Source organism: Paenibacillus salivarius, from assembly GCF_051307165.1.
GTDB lineage: Bacteria > Bacillota > Bacilli > Paenibacillales > Paenibacillaceae > Fontibacillus.
On sequence record NZ_CP195592.1, the window covers coordinates 627142 to 642518 of the forward strand.

Annotated in this window: 17 protein-coding genes and 1 riboswitch; of the genes, 7 read left to right on the forward strand and 10 right to left on the reverse strand. The window is 53.0% G+C overall.

Annotated elements, in window-relative coordinates; translation table 11 throughout:
* Positions 1–19: 19 nt before the first annotated feature.
* From ACSFXJ_RS02805 to ACSFXJ_RS02815, 3 genes are all read right to left on the reverse strand, one after another.
* Positions 20–1300 carry an MFS transporter gene (locus ACSFXJ_RS02805; protein ID WP_435923712.1) on the reverse strand — a complete coding sequence of 427 codons (1281 nt, stop codon included), beginning with the start codon at positions 1298–1300 and terminating at the stop codon, positions 20–22.
* Positions 1301–1449: 149 nt separating this feature from the next.
* A complete protein-coding gene (locus tag ACSFXJ_RS02810; protein WP_435923713.1) occupies positions 1450–2037 on the reverse strand; it encodes a metalloregulator ArsR/SmtB family transcription factor in 588 nt (195 codons plus the stop codon).
* A gap of 141 nt (positions 2038–2178) precedes the next feature.
* The gene (locus ACSFXJ_RS02815) at positions 2179–3006 is read right to left on the reverse strand and encodes a TatD family hydrolase (protein WP_435923714.1); all 828 of its coding nucleotides are present in this window, start codon (positions 3004–3006) and stop codon (positions 2179–2181) included.
* A 136-nt stretch (positions 3007–3142) separates the two neighbouring features.
* On the opposite strand from ACSFXJ_RS02815, the gene ACSFXJ_RS02820 reads away from it, so the two are divergent.
* Positions 3143–3760 carry an HD-GYP domain-containing protein gene (locus ACSFXJ_RS02820; RefSeq protein ID WP_435923715.1) on the forward strand — a complete coding sequence of 206 codons (618 nt, stop codon included), beginning with the start codon at positions 3143–3145 and terminating at the stop codon, positions 3758–3760.
* A 30-nt stretch (positions 3761–3790) separates the two neighbouring features.
* Here the strand turns inward: ACSFXJ_RS02820 and ACSFXJ_RS02825 are convergent, their stop codons facing one another.
* The 4 genes from ACSFXJ_RS02825 to ACSFXJ_RS02840 are packed head-to-tail and all read right to left on the reverse strand — an operon-like array spanning position 3791 to position 6755.
* Positions 3791–4600 carry an ABC transporter ATP-binding protein gene (locus ACSFXJ_RS02825; protein WP_435923716.1) on the reverse strand — a complete coding sequence of 270 codons (810 nt, stop codon included), beginning with the start codon at positions 4598–4600 and terminating at the stop codon, positions 3791–3793.
* Positions 4601–4616: 16 nt separating this feature from the next.
* Positions 4617–5387: an ABC transporter permease gene (locus ACSFXJ_RS02830; RefSeq protein ID WP_435923717.1), complete on the reverse strand. Its 771-nt coding sequence runs from the start codon at positions 5385–5387 to the stop codon at positions 4617–4619.
* The gene (locus tag ACSFXJ_RS02835; protein ID WP_435923718.1) at positions 5384–5677 is read right to left on the reverse strand and encodes an MTH1187 family thiamine-binding protein; all 294 of its coding nucleotides are present in this window, start codon (positions 5675–5677) and stop codon (positions 5384–5386) included. Before ACSFXJ_RS02835 ends, ACSFXJ_RS02830 begins: the two co-directional genes overlap by 4 nt.
* Positions 5678–5711: 34 nt before the next feature.
* The gene (locus ACSFXJ_RS02840) at positions 5712–6755 is read right to left on the reverse strand and encodes an ABC transporter substrate-binding protein (protein WP_435923719.1); all 1044 of its coding nucleotides are present in this window, start codon (positions 6753–6755) and stop codon (positions 5712–5714) included.
* A gap of 117 nt (positions 6756–6872) precedes the next feature.
* A riboswitch (TPP riboswitch) is annotated at positions 6873–6985 on the reverse strand.
* Between the two features lie 241 nt (positions 6986–7226).
* Here ACSFXJ_RS02840 and ACSFXJ_RS02845 point away from each other — a divergent pair.
* Positions 7227–7427 carry a cold-shock protein gene (locus ACSFXJ_RS02845; RefSeq protein ID WP_435923720.1) on the forward strand — a complete coding sequence of 67 codons (201 nt, stop codon included), beginning with the start codon at positions 7227–7229 and terminating at the stop codon, positions 7425–7427.
* Between the two features lie 99 nt (positions 7428–7526).
* Positions 7527–7736, forward strand: coding sequence for a cold-shock protein (locus ACSFXJ_RS02850; RefSeq protein WP_435923721.1), 210 nt, complete (start codon positions 7527–7529; stop codon positions 7734–7736).
* Between the two features lie 337 nt (positions 7737–8073).
* Here the strand turns inward: ACSFXJ_RS02850 and ACSFXJ_RS02855 are convergent, their stop codons facing one another.
* The gene (locus tag ACSFXJ_RS02855; protein ID WP_435923722.1) at positions 8074–8730 is read right to left on the reverse strand and encodes a response regulator; all 657 of its coding nucleotides are present in this window, start codon (positions 8728–8730) and stop codon (positions 8074–8076) included.
* A gap of 52 nt (positions 8731–8782) precedes the next feature.
* Entirely contained in the window at positions 8783–9940 is a 1158-nt protein-coding gene (locus ACSFXJ_RS02860; protein WP_435923723.1) for a sensor histidine kinase, read from the reverse strand.
* Between the two features lie 163 nt (positions 9941–10103).
* On the opposite strand from ACSFXJ_RS02860, the gene ACSFXJ_RS02865 reads away from it, so the two are divergent.
* Genes ACSFXJ_RS02865 through ACSFXJ_RS02880 form a run of 4 tightly spaced genes read left to right on the forward strand, consistent with a single transcriptional unit; the run spans position 10104 to position 14892 of the window.
* Positions 10104–11039: an ABC transporter ATP-binding protein gene (locus ACSFXJ_RS02865; RefSeq protein ID WP_435923724.1), complete on the forward strand. Its 936-nt coding sequence runs from the start codon at positions 10104–10106 to the stop codon at positions 11037–11039.
* 13 nt (positions 11040–11052) lie between these two features.
* A complete protein-coding gene (locus ACSFXJ_RS02870) occupies positions 11053–12228 on the forward strand; it encodes an ABC transporter permease (RefSeq protein WP_435923725.1) in 1176 nt (391 codons plus the stop codon).
* Complete coding sequence (locus ACSFXJ_RS02875; protein ID WP_435923726.1) at positions 12221–13372, forward strand: ABC transporter permease; 1152 nt, start codon at positions 12221–12223, stop codon at positions 13370–13372. Before ACSFXJ_RS02870 ends, ACSFXJ_RS02875 begins: the two co-directional genes overlap by 8 nt.
* 35 nt (positions 13373–13407) lie before the next feature.
* Positions 13408–14892: a sensor domain-containing diguanylate cyclase gene (locus ACSFXJ_RS02880; RefSeq protein ID WP_435923727.1), complete on the forward strand. Its 1485-nt coding sequence runs from the start codon at positions 13408–13410 to the stop codon at positions 14890–14892.
* Here the strand turns inward: ACSFXJ_RS02880 and ACSFXJ_RS02885 are convergent.
* Complete coding sequence (locus ACSFXJ_RS02885; RefSeq protein ID WP_435923728.1) at positions 14867–15370, reverse strand: CcdC family protein; 504 nt, start codon at positions 15368–15370, stop codon at positions 14867–14869. The two genes, ACSFXJ_RS02880 and ACSFXJ_RS02885, sit on opposite strands and share 26 nt — an antisense overlap.
* Positions 15371–15377: the final 7 nt, after the last annotated feature.

A 15377-nucleotide genomic window follows, 5' to 3' on the forward strand; every position in this document is an offset into this window, starting at 1 on the left:
GCAGGGCGGCCTCTTCAAGTTATAAAGCCGCGTTGTCCGGGACGCTCTCCGCGACTTCGGCATGAAACCTGCGGCGGAACAGGAGATAGACGAGCGATGCCCCGGCTCCGGCCGCTGCGAGGAGCATGCCGCCGAACAAGCCTAAAGCTCGGGGAGAAACCTCCTCCAGCATTAATCCGCCAAGGAACATCGCGATCCCCATCATCGTATTTTGCATTGCGGCAAGCATTCCCATAAATCGGCCCCGTATTCGGTCCGGAACGATCGTCATCAACAGGGTCTGATTGCAGGCGTTGCCGATCCCGGAACAGATGGCTTTTCCTCCCAGCAGAAGTACCGACAGCATAAAAGATCCGCTTTGGCTGATCATAACATGAAAGACGCCTTCGATCAGTAGGGTCAGTATGGCGACGGCTTTCATATGTCGAGTGAATTTGCCTGTCATCCCCGATCCGAGGACCAGTCCGGCGCCCAAGGCTCCGTAAAGAATTCCGATCCCTAGATCCCCCTGATGGAAAACCTCCACCGCATATACGCTGAGCAAAATATTAAATATGCCGTCCCCGATCGGCCACACGGCAAAAACGGAGAGCATCAGAAGGAGAAAAGGAGAGCGGATCAGCCAGTTCGGCCAATTCCTTGAATGCGAAACATTCCTTCCGGGCCGGGGAGCCGGAATGGACTCTTCAACGCCAGTTCTTCTATTTCCGGCTGCAGCGGCCCCAACCAGGCTCGGGATCCGGCGCAGCAGCATCGCGGAGATCAGAAAGGACAGCGAGTTCAAAACGAAGGTCGTCTCCGTGCCGAATAGGGAAGAGACGAGGCCCCCGGAGAGTGAACCGCCGATCAGCACGAGTCCGGTCAGGACTTCCTCAAGGCTGTTGACCCTAAGGAGATGCTCCTTCTTGACCAGAAACGGGATGGCCGACATGCGGGCGGGAGAATACAGCGCTTCTCCGGCGGCAAGCAGGAAAGAGTTGACGTAAATAATCCACACGTCACCCGCTTCTCGCACAAGCAGCGGCGATAAGGCGAACAGAACCCGGACCACGTCCGTGACAATCATAATTCTTTTTTTTGAAAAGCGATCCGCAAGCCACCCCCCAAACGGTCCGAAAATGAGGAAGGGCAGAAGCCGGACGGCGAACGTAATTCCGACGGCGAGGCCGGAGCCGGTGAGCGATAGCAGCAGGCCGAGAATGGCCACCTGGCTAAACCGGTCCCCGATGCCGTTCACGATCCCTGCGGCGAACAATCGGGCATAATTTTTTTCCTGTTTAAGCAATAATCCGTGATTCACCTTTAGACTCCTTGATTGCAGCGATGTCTAGCTAATTATCTAATTTTATATATATCTAATTAGTTATTTAAAAAAGGAAGCAGGCCCGAAATTGCATTTACCTGCGGCATTGCTTCGTTCAAACCTGCATAAGCACGGGAGCGTTCAGTTTAAGATTTAGCCCACATTTCCGGCGGGTTAAGCTCGTAAATCCCGTTTTCCCGGTACATGTATTGATGCATGATAAATTCCCTGCGGATGGTGGCGAAATCCTCGTGATACTTCTGAATGTACTCGTTGATTTCTTTCTCGGTGTACTGCCGGCGCGGCTCCAATCCCTGCACGAGGTGTTCGAGAACGATGCGTTTTTTCTTGAGTTGGGCGGGCAGATGCTTGAGTTTTCCGTCTTTCGTGAAAAAATTGCGGATGATAGCCGATTGGTCTTGAGATTTCACGGAGATCCCCTCCTTTCCTTGTTGCGTATCCCCGTTGTTACCAACGTTCAAAATGGCCTGTGCCTGCAAAGCCAGACTCTTCTCGTTCAAGTAAAAATAAATCGTATTCTTGTCCCGGCGTTCGTAGATCAGGTCGGCTTCGCGCAATTTCGCCATATGATGGGTGATGGTGGGAGCCGAAACGCCCAATTTGCCGGCCAGTGCCTGCCCGTGAAGCGGTCCGTTTTTTAGCAATGCGATAATCCGGATCCGGGTGACGTCTCCGACCGTCTTATGGAACTGAACGATACGATCAAGCTGCATGATAGGCCCCCTATTTAGATTATTTACTAATTAGATATTTATCAAATTATTACATGAAAGAAAAAGGATTGTCAATCGGTTGGCTTCCGAAAGGAAAAATCCCTCCAGCCGGCATCAATTGCCGCGCAGGAGGGACGAATGCTACAGTCCGTAGAAACGCCGCGTATTGGAAACCAGTATCCCGCAGGCTTTGTCGTACGACCATCCATGCAATGAAGCCCATGCGGCCGCGACGTCGCGGACCATGTCCGGTTCCGTGTCACGTCCCTCGAACGGCCCTTCGAATGGCCAGGGGCCGTCGGTTTCGGCCATGCACAAGTCTGCGGGATAGTATTTTGCCAGTTCGATGATCTCAGGTTCATAAAGCAGGTCCGGCGTAAACGAAATATAATAACCCCGCTCAGCCATACGCCGAACGGTCTCCTTGGGACCCTTGAACCAGTGGAAATGGGCGCGGGTAATGCTCCGGCGTTCCAACATATCGCAGACCAGCGCGGCGTCTTCATACACGGCATGGAGAACTACAGGCTTGCCTAAGTGCCCTGCGAGTTCAAGAAACCGGTCGAGCAAAGCGACGTATGGCTCAAGGTCGAATGATTCTCCCCGCTGCTCCGCGTCTGTCCGCATGTAGTAGGGGAGGCCGATTTCGCCGACGGCGGCCATGTCCGAAGCATGGGCATGTATCCAGGCGATCAGCGTTTCCAATTCCTGCTCGGATGGCACCGGCTGCTCCGGATGGTAGCCGAAAGCCGGGATCACCCGTCCCGGATAGCGCCTGGACAACTCGAGGTTGCCGAGGCATGACTTCAAATGCATGGAAACACTGATCAACGCATCCATTCCGCGCTCATTTGCGTGTCGCAAGATAAGTTCTTTTGCTTGTTCTTCATACTGGTCAAGATGAATATGAGCGTCAATCCATGGGTGGGATTGTTTTCCATTACTTTGGGACCGGGAGGTTAGATTCACGGGTTAGTTCACTCCTTCTTCGGACATAAGCCGGGAGACGGATTCTCCGAATTGAATTTAAGCTTTTTTTCTAGGCAGGTGGAAACTTTTGGCCTATAATATAATGGAGAAGCAATAGGTTTTAGGAGGCAGTCAGATGGGTACAACCTCTAGCTTATTTATAGAACAGCTGAAATTGGACCAGGAACCGGACGCCTCAAAATGGCTGAAGGCACTTCAAAATACGCATCCGGAAATATATTATCATTGCTCGAGAGTATCCATGCTTGCGGAAAAAATAGCCTTGCAGCTCAAATTGCCGGAACATACCGCCGAGCAATTGATCAGGGGCTGCTTTATGCATGATATCGGCAAAACGGTGATTTCGCGGGAGCTGCTGACCCAGCGTTCCCCCCTGAACGAGAAGCAGTGGGAAGTGATCAAGCTTCACCCGGTGGTTGGGGCCAGGATGGCGGAAAGCAATCCCGGGTTCGGTACGGAAATCATCGATGTGATCAAATATCATCATGAGCGTTGGGACGGAAGGGGGTACCCTTACGGGCTTAAAGGAGAAGATATCCCCCTCGGGGCCCGCATTTGCGCCGTCCTTGACGCCTTTGATTCCATGACCTCCAATATCAAATACCGCCGCATTCTGACACTGAGCGAAGCCAGACTGGAGTTGATCCGGGGGGCCGGCTCGCAATTCGATCCCGATATCGTTCATGCCATGATGAGGCTTTCCGAACAAACGTTGGACATTTATTCATTGTAAAAACCAATCCGGACAGGACCATCCGCCTGTCTAGATTGGTTTTTTGCGTTGTTCTTCTCTCATCCGTCCGGCGATTTCCCGTTTCAGCTCCAGAAACCCGGAATCCTCCGCCAGCTCTTCCTTTCGGGGACGGGCAAAGGGAACGTCGATCCGGTGGAGAACGGAAGCGGGACGGTTGGACAACAAATAAATCGTATCGGAAAGCAAAAGGGCCTCGTCGATGCTGTGGGTGATCATGACCACCGATCTTCGGCTTGTTTCCCAAAGGTCGAGCAGCCAGCGCTGCATTTCGCCGCGCGTGAGCTCGTCCAGCGAGCTGAACGGTTCGTCGAGGCAGAGGACCTCCTGCGGAGCGAGCAATCCGCGCAGGAATGAAGCGCGCTGCTGCATGCCGCCGGACAACGTGTGCGGATAAGCTTTTTCAAAGCCGCCCAGTCCGGCCCGGTTCATCCATTGCAGGGCTTCTTCGCGTGCCGCCGCGTCGGCGCTGCCCGTGATTTCGCGCGCGAGCAGCACGTTGTCCAGCGTCGTCCGCCAGGGGAACAGGGCCGGCCTTTGCGGAACATAGCTGATCAGGCCGCGCTTTCCCGTAACCTCACTGCCTTCGATCTGGACTTGCCCGGCATCCGGCCGGATCAGTCCGCCGATCACATGGAACAGCGTGCTCTTCCCGCACCCGGAGGGGCCGATGATCGAAACGAATCTCCCGGCGGGAACGGACAGGGAAATATCGTTCAGCACGGGCAGAACCTCGCGCCGCCCCTTGCGGTAAGTCAAGCTGATGTTTCGTACCTCGAGCGCGGGAGGTGTAGCCGGATTTGTCGTAGGTTCCGTAACCACGAGGACACGCTCCTTTCTATTTATCGTTATCGGCCGGCCTGTAGCGGACCAGCCATTTTTCAAGCAGGGCGATCAGAATGAACATCGCCAGGCTGATGGCCACGATGACGGCGATGGCAACGAAAGTTTTGTCCGTGCGATATGACGCTTTTTGCAGCATCATATAGTAACCGATTCCTTTGTCCGCCCCGACCCACTCGGCGATGATCGCGCCCATAACGCTGTAGGTTGCCGCAATTTTCATCCCCGAAAACATGGACGGCAGGGCATGGGGGACTTCCAGCTTATAAAAGATTTGCGCTTTCGTCGCCCCGGCCATTCTCATATAATCCAGCATGACCCGGTCGGTTCGGGTTAGGCCGTCCATCGCCGATACGGCAACCGGAAAGAAACAAACCAGCGTGATGATGATGATTTTGGGCAGAACCCCGAAACCGAACCAGATCATGAGCAGGGGAGCGAGGGCGATGACAGGCACGTTTTGGGTCAGAATGATCAACGGATAAAGCGATGATTTCAGAAACGGAATATAATGAAGCGCAAAGGCGACAAGGAGTCCGACGGCGGTCCCGATCACGAAACCGATGATCATAAGCCGGAGCGTCGCGAGCGTATGGCCCCAAAGATTTTCAGCTTCGGCCGACGACACCTTGACGATATCGGCGGGGCTCGGAAGGATCCATTTTTCGATATGAAATACGGAGACGGCCCCTTGCCAAACGATCAAAAACAAGATGACCGCCACGAGGGGCGGCCATATGCTTTTTAAGAGCCGGCTGAGCTTCATGGACGATACTTCTCGGTCAGCTTGTCCATGCTGGCGCCTTCCGGATTGTACAAAATTTTGATCTGGGAGATCACTCCGTTGCTGCCGAACTCCACGACCGCTTCATTCATACGTTTGACGATGGCCAGCAGTTCATCCAGATCGCCCTCCATGGTCGTCTCCAGCGGATTCACCTGATATTTCACCCCGGAGGCTTGAATGACCTCGATTGCACGGTCGACATAAGGAATTACATCCTCACCGTTCGGGGTTTTCGGAATGATTTGAATGCTTAACAGTGCATTTGACATAATCGATCATCCTTTCATCGGTTATTCGGATCAGTTATTCGGGCAAAAATTCATTCGTAAATGCTTTATCCGTATCCAGCGGCTTTTCGATCAGACCGCGTTCGTGCATCCAGTCGGAATAGTTTTGCCAAACTTCGCGTTTTTGCTCTCCCCAACGGGCGGCGTCATCCTTGTATTTCGGGCTGAGCCATTTTTGGCTGGCGGCGACAAGATCCTTATCCAGCTCGGGCACGGCTTTTATAAGTATGTCTGTCGACTCCTCCGGATGGTCGATGGTGTACTCGTAGCCTTTGGTTGTAGCCCGCATGAAGGCCTTGACCAGCTCGGGATCCTCAGCGATCGTTTTCTCGTTCGTGACGATGACCGGCGTATAGTAATCCAGGCTTTCGGAATAATCCTTGACGAATTGCATATCCAGCGGTTCTCCGCGAAGGTCGGCCTCGATTCCCGTCCATGCGTAGAATATCCAGGCAAAGTCGATATCCCGTTTCACGGCCGTAAAATAATCCGCTTCCCCCATATTGACGAATTTCACCTTGTTTACATCGGCTCCGCTCTGGTCCATGATCGATTTCAGAATCGCCTCCTCGACCGGTGAGCCCCAGCCGCCATAGGTTTTTCCTTCATAATCCTTCGGAGATTTGATGTTCCGGTCCACCGGTGCGGCAAAGCCGGACGTGTTATGCTGAATGACCGCGGCGATGGAAACGAGCGGGAGCCCTTGAATTCTCGCTTGGGTCACGCCTTCCTGGTAACTTACGCCAAAGGGAACTTCACCCGAGGCAACCATGGCGTCGGCACCGGCGGAGCCCGGCAGGATGATATCGACGTTCAGGCCTTCTTCTTCGTAAAAACCTTGCTCCTTGGCCACGTAGAAACCGGTGTGATTCGTATTGGGGCTCCAGTCGAGCAAAATCTTGACGTCTTTCAGGGAGGCGGGTTGTCCGTTTCCGGATGCGCCGGCGCCGTTTTTCGCTGCGTTGTTTGCCTTTCCGTTGTCCTGTCCGCAGGCCGTAAGGGCTACGAGCAGTACGGTGCACAGCGCAAGCCATGCCGATTTTTTAAGTCTCACCATCATTCTCTCCTTCATTTGTTCGGAAATTTCCGCAGGTTGCAATCTGGCAGTTCCGGCCAACAAAAAAAGCGCCCCGGATCGGGACGCGTAGGTTTAGGTTCATGGCTATGAATGGATAAGTTCATGGCTAATCATTCTTCCTACGCTGGCATTACCCAGATCAGGTTAAAGGGTCAGTATCTTGCGGGATACAATCTCAGCCGGCCGAATTTCCAGCTCCCCTGAACTATTATGCTGCGGATTACAATTGTCATTATAGTCCGGCATCCCAAATCTGTCCAGCAGGGGAGTGGAGGGACTACGGGCGATTTGCTTTTTTATCCAGATGAGCGTATAATGAGGTTAATTAAGTTTGGAGAAGTGATATTCACGTATTGAAAAGAGTGTCAATTTCTAAAAATGAACTTTTTTCAATATGTGAATTTTTTTATGTAAAAAAGGAGCATGTTAATAATAATCAAGGAGGTAACTTTCATGGAAACTGGAACAGTGAAATGGTTCAATGCCGAGAAAGGTTTCGGCTTTATCGAAGTGGAAGGCGGAAATGACGTATTCGTACATTTCAGCGCAATCCAAGGCGATGGCTTCAAAACGCTTGACGAAGGTCAACGCGTACAATTCAGCGTCGTTCAAGGCAACCGCGGACCGCAAGCCGAGAATGTCGTAAAACTGTAATGCAGGCACAAGCTGCTCTTAACGCGTGCGTTAAGGGCAGCTTTTGTTTTTTTGAGGGAGTGATCGTTCACCCCGCAATATCTTTTTTGGGAGGTTATCATGAACTACCGTAAAAAAACGATCGAAGAAGTTCCTGAGGAGAATACCACGGTTTGGTCTTGCGTTAGCGAGGATTGCAACGGATGGATGCGGGATAACTTTACGTTTGATTACAATCCGGTATGTCCGCTGTGTTCCTCTGAAATGGTAAAGGGAACGAAGATGCTTCCGCAGCTTATTAACACCACTTCCATGAAGACGGGCCAATAACCGCTCCGAAAAAATAAATCGATAACCATGGCTGCCTGCTGAGGCGGCCTTTTTTATGTTGAATAGACCATGGCCGGGGTCACCGAGCCCCCGTTGGAAAAAATCCAATGAACTCTCTATGGTATGGTTACAACTCGGCACTCCATTGGAAAAAATCCAACGATGTTGAACCATCGGCACCCGTTTTGATGAAAAAGCACGTGTTTGATTGGATATTATCCAATGAAGGCCCTGTTTTCGCCCTGATTTGGGAGAAATGGTTGGATTTTTTACAACGAAGGGTGTTCGGAGCGTGCGTGATGCGTTTAACGCGCCCGCCGCGTTTACCGGCGATTCGTTAAGCCCCGCTCCGGCTTTTCCAGTACAGGATGGCGATTTGCGTGCGGTCCCGGACGCCCAGCTTGCCAAGGATGTCGGTGACATAATTTTTAACCGTGCCTTCGCTTAAAAATAACTGGGCGGCGATCTCCTTGTTGGACATGCCGTCGGCGATCAAGCGGACCACGTTTTGTTCCGCCGCCGTTAGGCCGGCCGCGGCAAACCGGGCTTCCGGAGGGGAAGAGGGGGCTTGGCGCAGCAGGCCCGTCAGCTTCCGCGCGACGTCCGGGTGGATGAGCATGTTTCCGCTATGCACGGTTTTGATGCCCTGAATGATCCGGTCGGGAGGGATATTTTTAAGCAGATATCCGCTGGCTCCGTTACGGAGCGCCTCAAGAATATATTCATCGTCATCGAACGTCGTCAGCATCAATACGGAAATGTCGGCAGAGATCGCTTTGATCTTCCGGGTTCCCTCCACGCCGTCGCATTCCGGCATGCGGATATCCATCAGGACGACATCCGGATGGGGGCCGCGCGCGATGAGCTCTGCCGCTTCCGCTCCGTTTCCCGCAGACCCGGCCACTTCGATTTCGGGATCGAGACCGATCAGTAAAGTCAGGCTTTCCCGGATAAACGGGTCATCATCCACTATGAATACCGACAGGTTCGGCATGAGTAATCACTCCTACTAAATAAATGAGTACCAAAGCGTTTTTGAACAACTCTCAAATAATTTCTTCGCGACGGATGACAGGGAGCTTTGTCGTTATCGTAAATACCGGCTCCAAGGCGATTTCAAGCCGGCCTCCGGCCAGAATGCACCGTTCCCGCATGCCGGTGAGACCAAGCCCCGCGTTTTCGGCCGGGAGGCTCGACGGGGGGACGCCGTCGTTGCTGACCGCCATCCATATTTCCTGTTCTCGGTAGGATATGACGATCGTGACGGAAGCGGGATGTCCGTGCTTCAGTGCGTTCGTGATCGCTTCGCGCGCATTTTTGTACATAATCATCTCCTGGCTGGGATACAGGGGATAAGGGTTCCCTTCGACGGTCAGCCCGGTGCGAATCCCGGTTTCCCGGCCGACCTCCTCCAGCATGCGGCTAAGGGAATGGATCCCGGCCGGAGCCTCGGACGGCTTCATCCGCCGAACCGCCGCCCTCATTTCATCCAGCCCGGAGGTCAGTTGGTCGCGGATTTGCCGCAGCATGGTCATGCCCTTTTCCTGATCGGCGGGGATGACCTGGAGCGCGGCTTCCATCATCATTTTGGCCCGGATAAGGCGGTGGCCGACATCGTCATGGAGCTGCCGGGAAATCCGGTTTCGTTCCTCCGCCTGGGCGGCCCCTTCCACCTGTTTCGTGAAGAGGACCAGACGGTTTCGCGTTTCGTCCAGCTCGTAATGCTTCTTACGCAGGGCGTCGTAATGCAGTTCGGCCGTTTCCTTCTTCTGCTCCGCATGTCCCAGCGTGGCCAGGAGAAATGCGGTGCTAAGAACGAATATATTGCAGACCGCGATCCATGACGTAGGCTGACCCTGAAGAGCAAAGTTGAGAGCGGCAAGGTGGAAAACCAACAAAATCCAGCGTGAACGGGTCCGGGTCGGCGGCAGTTGGAAATAGAGAAAGACCGGGCTGACGGCTGCAATGTCCGTCAGCCCTCCGTATGTCCGGCAGAACCAGGCCGCGTACAAAATTTGCAGGGCGGCCAGGGCCATAATTGGAGCTTCCGTGACGGCAAGAAAGCCGGCAACGGCGAAAGCAAGCAAGAACAAGGAACGGAGAACAAACAAACCGTAACCATGTCCGGTCAGCGAATAAATTTCAACCATGCAGGAAATCAGGACGATTCCGCAGGTCAGCGTCAGCAGCAGCCGCTTGGGCATTGTCGCAGCTCCTTCGTAGTTCCTCAATTTGGCTACATTATAACACATGAAGAAGGTGACTAAAGTCATTCTCAGATGATGACGTTCTCTACCTTCGCGGAACGCCGCAGCTTGGTACAATGAATTCAAATCAGAGGAATATCTCGGAGGGACGTGAAGTTTAATGGCTTTTGTGGAAATGAAAGACGTCATCAAACGATATGGAGATAAACTGTCGGTCGATCATTTGAATTTGGACATTCAGCAAGGGGAAATTTTCGGGCTGCTCGGTCCGAATGGAGCGGGCAAAAGCACGACGATCAATATGATCGTCGGCCTGCTGCGGATGGATCAGGGCGAAATCCGCGTCGACGGAATCTCCGTGAAGGAGCAGGTGCTGGAAGTCAAGCGGCGGATCGGCCTGGTACCGCAGGATCTTGCGCTATATGAGGGCATGTCTTCCGCCGACAACGTCGCTTTTTTCGGTAAGTTGTACGGCTTGCGCGGCCGGGAATTAAAAGAACGCACCGCCGAGGCGCTGCGTTTTGTCGGACTCGAGGACCGCGCCAAGCAGCTGCCCAAAACGTTCTCCGGCGGGATGAAACGCAGGCTCAATATCGCCTGCGCCATCATGCATCACCCCAAGCTCATTATTATGGATGAGCCGACGGTGGGCATCGATCCGCAGTCCCGAAATCATATTTTGGAATCCGTCCGGGAATTGAACCGTATGGGATCCACGGTGATCTATACGAGCCACTATATGGAGGAAGTTTCGGCCATTTGCGACCGGGTGGCCATCATGGATCAAGGGCATGTGATCGCTTGCGGCACTCAGGAGGAATTGCGCGAACGCGTTGCGGGGGAAGAAAAGATAAAAATAAAAGCCACGGGGATCGGAGAGGCGGCCCTTCAGGAATTGCGGATGCATCCGCGGATTTCCCGGGTGCTGCAGCAGGATCAAGATCTGGAGCTGTTTACGCCATCATCGCAAAACGATCTGCAGGATATTTTGTATATTTGCGCGAAGCATGACGCCGTCGTCCATTCGGTCGTTTGCGAACAGCCAACCCTTGAAACGCTGTTTTTAAACCTGACCGGACGAAAGCTTCGGGATTAGGAGGAGGAAGGCCATGAAATTAGGGACGATCGTCTCTTTTGAAATCCGGAGGCTTATGTCGAACTGGGGCATCATCATAAACCTGTTTTTGCTTCCGATGCTGTTGATTTTTATTTTGGGCAACGCGTTGTCGGGGGTGGTCGGAACGAACGGAGACGCTTCGGTAGTAAAGATTGTCGTCGGCATCGTCAACCAAGACGGAGAATCCGGGAAGGATCCGGGATTGGCCGCATTCCTGGGTTCTCCGGAAATCGCGAAGTCCCTGGAGGTCCAAACGGTCGCAACCCGCGATGAAGCGGAAAATTTGCTGCGATCCGGGGAAATCGATTACGCCGTCATGATTCCCAAGGGTTTCGATGAACGGGTTGCAAACGGCGAGGCGGCCAAGTGGGAGTATTTGCTTGGCAAAGACCATCTCGTGAACCTGACCGCAGGCGCAATTTTTGATGCTTATTTGGACGGGGTTAACCGCATGCAATCGACGGCGCTCGTTTTGGGTCCCGATAAGGTTATCCCTGCGCTCGCCGATGCTGGGAAAACAGCTGACGTGTACGTGCAGGATACCTCGCTAAACAAGAATGGAGATCAATATTCGTCGTTTCAATACTACGCTGCCTCCATGCTGATCATGTTCCTGCTGTACTCCGGGATTATGGTAAGCGAAAGCTTGAATATGGAAATCAAGGGTAGGACGCTATATCGGCTGGGCTCGATGCCGGTCAGCCCGTTCACGGTTTTTGCAGGGAAAATCTTCGGAAACAGTATCATCACGCTCGCGCAGGCAGCCACCATCATATACGGTACTTCGTGGTTGTATGGCGTCAATTGGGGGACGCATCCCGCATATTTGCTTGCGATCTGCGTATTGGTGGTGCTGTGCTCCATGATGCTTGCCGTCGTGTGCACGTTGCTGACGAAATCCCAGACGGCAGCCAAGGCGGTGGTGCAGGTCGTGATTATCACGATGACCTTTTTGAGCGGAGGCTTTAATCCGCTTCCGGTCGAGTTGATTCAGAAGCTTGGGGAATTTACCGTGAACCACTGGGCGCTTCAAGGGATACTGCGGGTTATGCTCGATGCGGATGCGGGAGAGATCATGCGCCATGTTCTGATGCTGGGAATCGCCGGCGGGCTGCTTCTGCTGATCGGCATCATTACGTACAGAAAGGCGGGATACCAATATGAATAGTTTAACGATAGCCTGGAACATGATCCGGCAGATTGCCGGCACGAAAAAGGGAGCTCTCATGCATATTTTGCTGCCCTGTATCGTCATTGCCCTCGCTGTGGCTCTGTTGGGGCAGGATAATTACAGTCAGGCCCCGGTTCTGTACGTGAACGAAGATGCGGAGATCGCCAGTACGCATTTGCTGAATGAACTAAGAAAATCGGATTATGTGCTGAAGGAAATCGCAAGCGAGTCGGAGTTGAAAGAACAGATTACCGCGAACAAGGGGGAAGCCGGATTCGTGATTCCGAAGGGTTTTACGGAGAGCATGCTTTCCGGGAAACCGGAACCGGTACGGATGTATGAATTAAAAGCAAGCCAGTCCTCTTCCATGCTCCGCGTGTCACTGCGGCAATTGACGATGGGAATCGGTTCCGCAGCCGGGCTGACGGGCCGGTCCGAGCCAACCGGTGAAGCGGATTTGAAGGTATTCGGGTCCGTCCTCGAGCAGATGGAAAAGCATAATGTGAGCTCGGTAAAGCACGATCTGGAGCTTTATCCCAAACCGGGCTTGAATGTCGTGACCGGCTTTACGCTTATGTTTCTGATGGGGCTCATCAACAGCACGGTAAGCAAAGTGATCGAAGATCGCCGCCGGAGAACGATGGCCCGGGTGTTCAGCGCGCCGGTTCGTGCCTGGGAAATTACGCTGGGCAATTTTCTCGGCAGCTTTGCCGTCGGAATCTCACAAATTGCGCTTGTTCTATTGTTTAGCGGCTATGTGCTAAGGTATGATTATGATGTGCCTTTACTTCTTCATTTCCTCGTGCTCGGCGCCTTTATGCTCGTGTCCATGGGGATCGCCAGCGCCATTGCCGGCTTGATTCGCAATCCGCAAAATGCCGGCATGATCAACAGCCTGATCATTACTCCGACTTGTATGCTCGGGGGCTGTTTCTGGCCCGTATCGTTCATGCCCGATTTTATGCAAAAGGCGGCCAACTTCGTCCCGCAAAAATGGGCGATCGAGGCGGTGGAGAAGCTGTCGGAAGGCGGAAGTACGGCAAGCATCCTTTTGCCGCTCGGCATTCTCGGACTCATGGCTATCATTTTGCTTGCGATAGGGTCTACGATTCTTAGACCGGCCGAGACGAATGTGAGTTAATACCTGGGCATCTGACAACTAGAGGAGGGAACTCCATGCGCGATAGTTTTAAACTGGGTTCACAAATACTCGATATTCCCTCCACAGGCAACCAGCGGAGATTTGCTCTGCTGGTCGCTTTATTTATTGTGATCATATCCTTAACGGCGATACCCTTCGGGACGAAAACGCTGCCCGCCTTTAGCCCGTTTCTTCCTATTCTTATTTCCTTGTTTATTTTCGGCGATCTGCTGACCGCCTTTTTTTTGTTCACCCAGTTTCGGGCCTCGGGAGTTCCCGCCCTGCTCGTTCTGGCTTGTACATACGTATATGCGGGATTGATCACGGCGCTCCATATTCTTACGTTTCCGGGGGTCTTCTCGGAAAATGGGGTATTGGGTGCGGACAGTCAGACTTCAGCCTGGATGTGGGTTTTTTGGCACGCCGGTTTCCCGACCGGCATTTTGTTGTATATGTATGTGGGGAGGCGGTACCGGGAATCCATAATGTCCAAAAGAGATGTTTCTTTTTCCGCGTTCATCGGGTTATTCATTACTTTCATGCTTGTTTTATTGTTGTTCCATATATCGAGAGCGGGAAGCGGTATGCTTCCGGCTTTAATCGATTCGGAAGATAGCTACTGGAACGTTTTAAGCACCGGAATCGGTCCGTTTATCGCGCTCCTGAATCTGATCGCCCTAGTGATGATGCTTGTCCGTTTTCAAACAGGGGGACTTCTGAATCTGTGGATTTCCATAGCCTTGCTGGCGTTACTGTTTGATATTGTGCTTACGATTTTTGCGGGGGCGCGCTACAGCTTCGGCTGGTATCTGGCCCGGTTCAATTCCGTGATTGCGGCAACGATCGTCCTGTGCGCCGTGGTCAACGAGGTCAACCGGATGTTCGTCCGGCTTTCGGATCAGCATAAGGAGCTGGTGGAATCCGGAAAAAAGCTGGAACAGGTCAATCAGGAGCTCCTTCGTTTATCCATACTAGATAGCTTGACCGGGATTCCCAACCGCAGGAGGCTTGACGAAATCCTCTCCTGGGAACTGGTTGCTCCGGAGGAAAGGCGGACGCCGCTCTCGCTTTTGCTTTTGGATGTCGACAGGTTCAAAGCCTATAACGATCAGCTTGGACATTTATGCGGTGATAGCGTGCTGAAGGAGGTTGCCGGGGTTCTTTCCAAGGAGGCTAAAACGGTGCACGGGTTTGCCGCAAGGTACGGGGGAGAAGAGTTCGCCGTACTGCTATCCGGGTTGAACGCCCGGGAAACCTATGAGACTGCCGAGAAAATCAGAGTGGCGGTTGAAAGTTTGGGAATCGCCTTTGCCGGGCCTTCGGCCTCCTGGAAGGTCACGGTCAGCATCGGAGGGTACTGTATACCTCCATTTTTAGAGATGGATCAGGACCGTTTTATTCGTTTGGCCGACCAATGTCTGTACGAAGCCAAAAATACGGGCCGCAACCGGTGCATCGTCAAAGGCTGGTCCGGCGATTCCGATTTTATGGAGGCTATGCCTGAGCCGGGGGATTCTTGATGCCGGTAATTGCCCGGTATTCTTTTAGCATAAACAACCTCCAGCGCAAAATCATGCCGAAGGCAAGCAGGAAGAACACCGATCCCGTCTGCAGTACGGAGATATACTGCTCGACGACTTCGTGGAGCGCGAGCCGGAGAACGAGCAGCCCGATCAAGATAAAAGCGAAGCCGGGAGAACGCTTGGCAAACACTTCATCCCCGACGATTTCAAATTTCGTGGTTTTTATCAGAGGGAAAGAGAAAAGCAGCCACCCCGCGGCAAAGGAAATCAGCGCCCAGGTCCAAGGAATGTGCATTTCGGGAGCGATGAACATGGCAAATCCCGTGGCCATGCCGAACGGAGGGATGATGATTTTTTTGAGCGTAACCGGTTTGCGGCTTGCTTTCAACCGGATCACGAGCACGGATATCGCCATCAGGGCCGCGCCGATCGTAACGAACCATTGCAAATAGGTGGTGTTTATGTTATTCAACATGTGAAGG

What these genes read in the sequence shown, in the direction of transcription:
- ACSFXJ_RS02810 (WP_435923713.1), bottom strand. Translation starts at nt 2,037, where the DNA reads ATGCAGCTTGATCGTATCGTTCAGTTCCATAAGACGGTCGGAGACGTC.
- ACSFXJ_RS02820 (WP_435923715.1), top strand. Translation starts at nt 3,143, where the DNA reads ATGGGTACAACCTCTAGCTTATTTATAGAACAGCTGAAATTGGACCAG.
- ACSFXJ_RS02830 (WP_435923717.1), bottom strand. Translation starts at nt 5,387, where the DNA reads ATGAAGCTCAGCCGGCTCTTAAAAAGCATATGGCCGCCCCTCGTGGCG.
- ACSFXJ_RS02835 (WP_435923718.1), bottom strand. Translation starts at nt 5,677, where the DNA reads ATGTCAAATGCACTGTTAAGCATTCAAATCATTCCGAAAACCCCGAAC.
- ACSFXJ_RS02840 (WP_435923719.1), bottom strand. Translation starts at nt 6,755, where the DNA reads ATGATGGTGAGACTTAAAAAATCGGCATGGCTTGCGCTGTGCACCGTA.
- ACSFXJ_RS02845 (WP_435923720.1), top strand. Translation starts at nt 7,227, where the DNA reads ATGGAAACTGGAACAGTGAAATGGTTCAATGCCGAGAAAGGTTTCGGC.
- ACSFXJ_RS02850 (WP_435923721.1), top strand. Translation starts at nt 7,527, where the DNA reads ATGAACTACCGTAAAAAAACGATCGAAGAAGTTCCTGAGGAGAATACC.
- ACSFXJ_RS02855 (WP_435923722.1), bottom strand. Translation starts at nt 8,730, where the DNA reads ATGCCGAACCTGTCGGTATTCATAGTGGATGATGACCCGTTTATCCGG.
- ACSFXJ_RS02860 (WP_435923723.1), bottom strand. Translation starts at nt 9,940, where the DNA reads ATGCCCAAGCGGCTGCTGCTGACGCTGACCTGCGGAATCGTCCTGATT.
- ACSFXJ_RS02865 (WP_435923724.1), top strand. Translation starts at nt 10,104, where the DNA reads ATGGCTTTTGTGGAAATGAAAGACGTCATCAAACGATATGGAGATAAA.
- ACSFXJ_RS02870 (WP_435923725.1), top strand. Translation starts at nt 11,053, where the DNA reads ATGAAATTAGGGACGATCGTCTCTTTTGAAATCCGGAGGCTTATGTCG.
- ACSFXJ_RS02875 (WP_435923726.1), top strand. Translation starts at nt 12,221, where the DNA reads ATGAATAGTTTAACGATAGCCTGGAACATGATCCGGCAGATTGCCGGC.
- ACSFXJ_RS02880 (WP_435923727.1), top strand. Translation starts at nt 13,408, where the DNA reads ATGCGCGATAGTTTTAAACTGGGTTCACAAATACTCGATATTCCCTCC.
- ACSFXJ_RS02885 (WP_435923728.1), bottom strand. Translation starts at nt 15,370, where the DNA reads ATGTTGAATAACATAAACACCACCTATTTGCAATGGTTCGTTACGATC.